Origin of the sequence: Hallerella porci (assembly GCF_003148885.1) — a bacterium.
In the GTDB taxonomy this organism is placed as follows: domain Bacteria; phylum Fibrobacterota; class Fibrobacteria; order Fibrobacterales; family Fibrobacteraceae; genus Hallerella; species Hallerella porci.
Genome location: NZ_QGHD01000010.1, coordinates 1 through 5,119, shown reverse-complemented (window position 1 = coordinate 5,119; position 5,119 = coordinate 1). Strand labels below are relative to the sequence as shown.

General features: G+C 40.2%; 5 protein-coding genes and 1 pseudogene. 5 read left to right on the top strand and 1 reads right to left on the bottom strand.

All coding sequences use genetic code 11. The features are described 5' to 3' along the window. Positions 1–90: 90 nt before the first annotated feature. Positions 91–853: pseudogene (locus tag B0H50_RS13855) on the bottom strand (aminoacyl--tRNA ligase-related protein); the annotation flags it as partial. Here B0H50_RS13855 and B0H50_RS13125 point away from each other — a divergent pair. The 5 genes from B0H50_RS13125 to B0H50_RS06345 all read left to right on the top strand — a co-directional run. After that, the gene (locus tag B0H50_RS13125) at positions 804–1,025 is read left to right on the top strand and encodes a hypothetical protein (RefSeq protein WP_146193699.1); all 222 of its coding nucleotides are present in this window, start codon (positions 804–806) and stop codon (positions 1,023–1,025) included. The pseudogene B0H50_RS13855 and the gene B0H50_RS13125 overlap by 50 nt on opposite strands. 234 nt (positions 1,026–1,259) lie before the next feature. Further along, a complete protein-coding gene (locus B0H50_RS06360) occupies positions 1,260–2,153 on the top strand; it encodes a DNA adenine methylase (RefSeq protein ID WP_109587438.1) in 894 nt (297 codons plus the stop codon). A gap of 8 nt (positions 2,154–2,161) precedes the next feature. Further along, complete coding sequence (locus B0H50_RS06355; RefSeq protein ID WP_106198510.1) at positions 2,162–3,025, top strand: type II restriction endonuclease; 864 nt, start codon at positions 2,162–2,164, stop codon at positions 3,023–3,025. A gap of 6 nt (positions 3,026–3,031) precedes the next feature. Continuing rightward, entirely contained in the window at positions 3,032–4,750 is a 1,719-nt protein-coding gene (locus B0H50_RS06350; RefSeq protein WP_109587437.1) for a DUF262 domain-containing protein, read from the top strand. A 112-nt stretch (positions 4,751–4,862) separates the two neighbouring features. Then, a partial coding sequence (locus B0H50_RS06345; protein WP_146193698.1) for a transposase occupies positions 4,863–5,119 on the top strand: 257 nt, incomplete at its 3' end.

Sequence of the window (5,119 nt, the reverse complement as noted above, 5' to 3'; positions counted from 1 at the left end):
CTTTTGACGCCTTTGGCGTCTATGGCTGCGGCTCACCAATAAAAATACGCAAGCGTATTTTTGCTGGATTCGCCTTGCGCATTACTGGTTGTCCTTGCCGACATATTCGGCGCCCAGACGCTGCGGCAAGTTGAAGTCCACCTGGATGGTACCGCACTGCCAGTCACGACCGAGGGAGTCCTTCAGGGTGAATTCAAGGTTGACGCCGATGGCGTCCGTGGCTGCACTCGGTCATAGAAAAATGCAAGCATTTTTCTGCGACACTCGTTTTGCACACTCTTCGGGCCGTAGAAGGCGCCTTCGCCCGGGTTCAAAATGTAGTCGAGGCCGGCGAGCTTGGTGGCTTCGGCGAGGGCGGCTTCAGCCTTGTCCCAAATTTCGTCGGAACCCACGCGCTTTGGACGCCTTTGGCGTCTGCGCTTCGCCTCAGCAATGAAAACAAACGAGTTTGTTTTCGCTGCATTCGGCTTGTGCGCTACTCCGGGCGGGTGGAGAACTTCACCACGATATCGTCAAAACCAAAGTCGTGGTAGATTTCCTTCACGAGGGCGCAGAAATCGGCCACTTCGCTTGCAATCTGGTCTTCGGTACAGAAGATGTGGGCATCGTCCTGCACAAAGCCGCGCACGCGCATCAGGCCGTGCATCGTACCGGCAGGTTCGTAACGGTGGCACTTACCGAATTCGGCAAGGCGCATCGGCAGGTCGCGCCAGCTGCGGAGACCCGTGTTGAAAATCTGGATGTGGCAGGGGCAGTTCATCGGCTTCACGGCCATTTCCATGTCGCCAGCGAGCGTCTTGAACATGTTCTCGTTGTACTTGTCGGCGTGGCCGGACTTGATCCACAACGTCTTGTGGCGACTTCGTCGCCTCTCGCATCGGCTCGGCTATGGGCAAACGAGTTTGCCCGCAGCACTCGCCTTGGGCGGTAGTCACGATTGGGATGCAAGCATCCCAGCTCTTCGGCTCGGCAATGGACAAACGAGTTTGTCCGCTGCTCTCGCCTTGCATCGCTGTCCGGCGTAATCACTTCCTGGTAGCCGCGATATCTGCTGCTTGTTATGGGCGTTCCCCGCACTATCGTGTGGGGCGGGCTATATTGCAAGGCCACCCGTGCGCACCTGCGGCACGCCTGCGCGGCTCTTGCAACGGCGCCACAGCGCCGCCCCAAGGGGTCACTATCCCTAACGCGAACGCAGGAAAGAACAAATTGTCTCAATTTGTCATTTTACTGACATTTATTTTATGTATTTTTAGATTATGATTACAGCAAAACCATTCATCAAGTGGGTTGGCGGCAAGACGCAACTCTTGGACGAAATTCGCAAGTTATATCCAGCTCAAACAGAGAAGTATTGCGAGCCATTTGTAGGAGGAGGCGCCGTCCTTTTTGATGTCCTTTCTCGTTTGGGACCAAAAGACGTTCTCATCAACGATATCAATGGTGAACTCATAAACACTTATTGTCAGATAAAGACGAATTGTGGTGATTTGATAGATATTCTTGCAGACCTGCAAGAAAGGTATTGGAATTCATCTCATGAAGAAAATAAAAGCCTTTTTCTTGAAAAAAGGGAACGTTTCAATTCGCTAAAGGTGAATGGCAACAAAAAAGATAATCTTGAAAAAGCAGTTCTTTTCATTTTCTTGAACAAAACCTGTTTCAATGGACTTTTCCGAGTAAACTCAAAAGGCTTATTTAATGTACCTTTTAACAATGCAAAGAAACCACTTCTTTGCGATGTTGAAAATTTGAAAGTTTGCTCAGAACTGTTACAAAATGTAAAGATGTCTGTTGGCAACTACGCCCAATGCAAGAATTTCATTGACTCAAAAACATTTGTTTATATTGATCCTCCGTATCGTCCTCTTACTGAGACCGCAGCGTTTACATCATATAACGAAAACGGCTTTGGAGATAAAGAACAAATCGAACTTGCTCAATTCATTGAAGAAATCTCTGAAAGAAGAGCGATCGTTGTTACGAGTAATTCTGATCCAAAGAATGTTTGTGAAAATGATAATTTCTTTGACCGATTATACAAGAAATTTTCGATCAAGCGAGTTTCCGCTTCAAGAATGATTAATTCTAATGCGAAAAAACGTGGGGCGATAAATGAACTTTTGATAAGTAATGTAGCATCAACTTTTTAGGACAATCTATGGCTAAAAGAAATTTTATTGATTGGTTTAGAACCTTTAGGCCCAGTATAGCGACATTCTCTTATTATGCCGATTTTCCTAAAATATTCAGCAATGTTGATGCTATAAAAATAGAGCTGAATATTTTGAATTCGCTTATAGGTTCTAAGAACATCAAACAAGAATTTGAGTCTATTCTTGCGAAGTATCCAAGTGTTGTAAAGTGTATTCCCGTTCTATTGGCTGTTAGAAGTACTGAAATATCAATAAGCGATGAGAACGGAATGTTCGTATATGCTTTTAATGGGATGATGCATGATATTCCTGTTTATTCGAGGTTTATGGATAAGTCAGGATTGTTTGACCTTATGCAGAATCATCTAATAAGCAATCTTGTTGATTATGTGACTGGTGTAGAAACTGGGCTTGATTCAAATGGACGTAAAAATCGTGGTGGACATTTGATGGAAGACTTGGTTGAATTGTATATTAAAAAAGCGGGCTTTGTAAAAGACAAAAACTATTTCAAGGAAATGTATATTTCGGATATTGCAAAAAAGTGGAATGTCGATCTTTCTGCAATTTCCAACCAAGGGAAAATGGAAAAACGCTTTGATTATGTGGTCAAAACGGAAAAGAAAATTTATGCCATTGAAACAAATTTCTATGGCAGTGGTGGGTCAAAACTGAATGAAACTGCAAGAAGCTACAAAACCATAGCAAATGAAGCCAAAACTATTCCTGATTTTGAATTCGTGTGGTTTACGGATGGCTTCGGTTGGGCTTCTGCTAGGAATAATTTGGAAGAAACGTTTGATGTGTTAGAGCACGTTTACTGTATTAGTGACATGGAAAATGAAATTATGAAGGAAATTTTTAGGTAGGATGGTATGGAATTTACAGCGAGAAGTCAGACGATAAGAGAAATTTTCTCTACAAAAAAAGAAATAGTTGTTCCTAGGTTTCAGAGAGAATTTGTTTGGGAAAAAGATGATGCGCTTTCTACTTTTTGGGAAGATATTATTTCATACATAGAAGTGAAAGACGGAAAGTTAAGTCCGTCTGAATATTTTTTGGGAAATGTAGTTTTAATTGACGATGTTCAGAATCAATCAGAAAAAGAAAGATATGTTGTTGATGGACAACAGCGGTTAACCGCAATAACTATCTTGTTGTCTGCTTTATATGACACCTTCAAAAATGCAAAAGAAGAAGGACTTGCGAATAAAATCTATGAGTATATTGTTACCAGTGATGATGATGGAAAAAAAATAACGCTTTTACGAACTGAAAGCCCGAAGCCTTTTTTCCAAATGAGAATTCAAAGTCAAGAAAAAAATACTTCATATACACCCAAATCAACGGAAGAGAAAAGATTGCTTGGTGCTTATGATTATTTTTTTCAGAATTTGTCTCAGAAAGTACTCTTAAAAGAATTTAAGGACAAATTTGAACAAAAATTTGATTATCTAGATGCTCTTAAAGCGGTTCGAGATCAGTTGTTAAGTTGCGTTGTTGTTTATGTTGCTGTGAAATCTATAAACGATGCTTATATGATATTTGAAGTTTTAAATGCAAAGGGACAGCCGTTAAACGCCGTTGAATTAATAAAGAATATTCTTTTTAAAGAGTTGACAGAAGATGCTCCTATAGATAAAGCTTCGGAGAAATGGAAAAAAATTAAGGAGAATGTTGGAACAGATGAAGATGTAGAAACTTTTTATCGTCATTTCTGGTTGGCAAATTATCATTTTACAAATAAGAAAAAATTGTACCAAGACTTTATAGAAAGAATTGCAGAGCAAGATTACAATCAATTTTTAGATAATTTGGTTAAAGCGTCTGATATATATAAAAAAATAATTACGCCTAAATTAGAAGATTGGAAAAGAGCTGAAACTGTGCCGATTTATTATGCTCTTTCTGCTTTTGCTATATTCCATGTAACGCAGGTAAGAACTTTAATACTTTCGCTCATAGGTCTTTATCAGAAAAAGATGATAACCATAAAAACTCTTACGGATACGCTTCTTTTCCTGGAGAATTTCCATTTTGTCTTTTCTGCAATTTGCTCTTCTAGACCGTCTGGATTGGAAATTAAATATTCGAAATATTCGTTGCAATTACAAGGTGCGACAAAACACGATATCCCTCGTATTCTAAAGAATTTCATTAAAGAGATGAAAGAAAAAATCCCTCCATACGAGACTTTTAGAGATAATATTTGCAAATTAAGGTTTACGGATGACGAAACGAAAGATAAGCCTTTAATCCAATATATCTTTGCAAAGTTAGAACGTTTTAAAATAAAAACAAAGGAACTTGATATTCTTATATCATCTCTTGAACATATTCATTCACAAAGCTCTCCGTGTGAAAAAGAAGGATGGTTGGGAAATTTACTGCCTTTAGATGTTCAATTAAATTCTGATATAGGTAATAAACCGTTGCCAGTAAAAATAAAGGCTTATGCAAAATCAAATTTTATAACTGTTAAAGAATTTTGCAAAGAAGCCCAAAATAAGTCTGATTGGATGGATGAAGATATTGATTCGCGAACAGCTGATATTGCTAGCGAATTATTTTATAAAGTTTGTAAATTTAAATAGTCGTCCCTTAAAATCCCGCCCAGCCCGCATAACTATTGGGAAAAACTGATTTCTACCCTGTGAAAATATTGCAAGGTTTTCTAAAATATGATTGAAAACCTTGCAATTTTTTATGTACAGACCGCCAAAATCCCACGCACAGACAAGCCTTTTCTGTTCCCTTGAGGAGCAGTTGAACCACAAGCATTCCCTCTACGTTCTCGCGAACAAGATTGACTGGAACAAGTTCGAGACCGAGTTTTCGAAACGGTTTGACGACAAAATGGGTGCGCCGAACAAGCCGATCCGTCTCATGACCGGGCTCATCATCCTGAAGCACATCCGCAACGTATCGGACGAGTCCGTCGTGGAGCAGTTTCAGGAAAACGC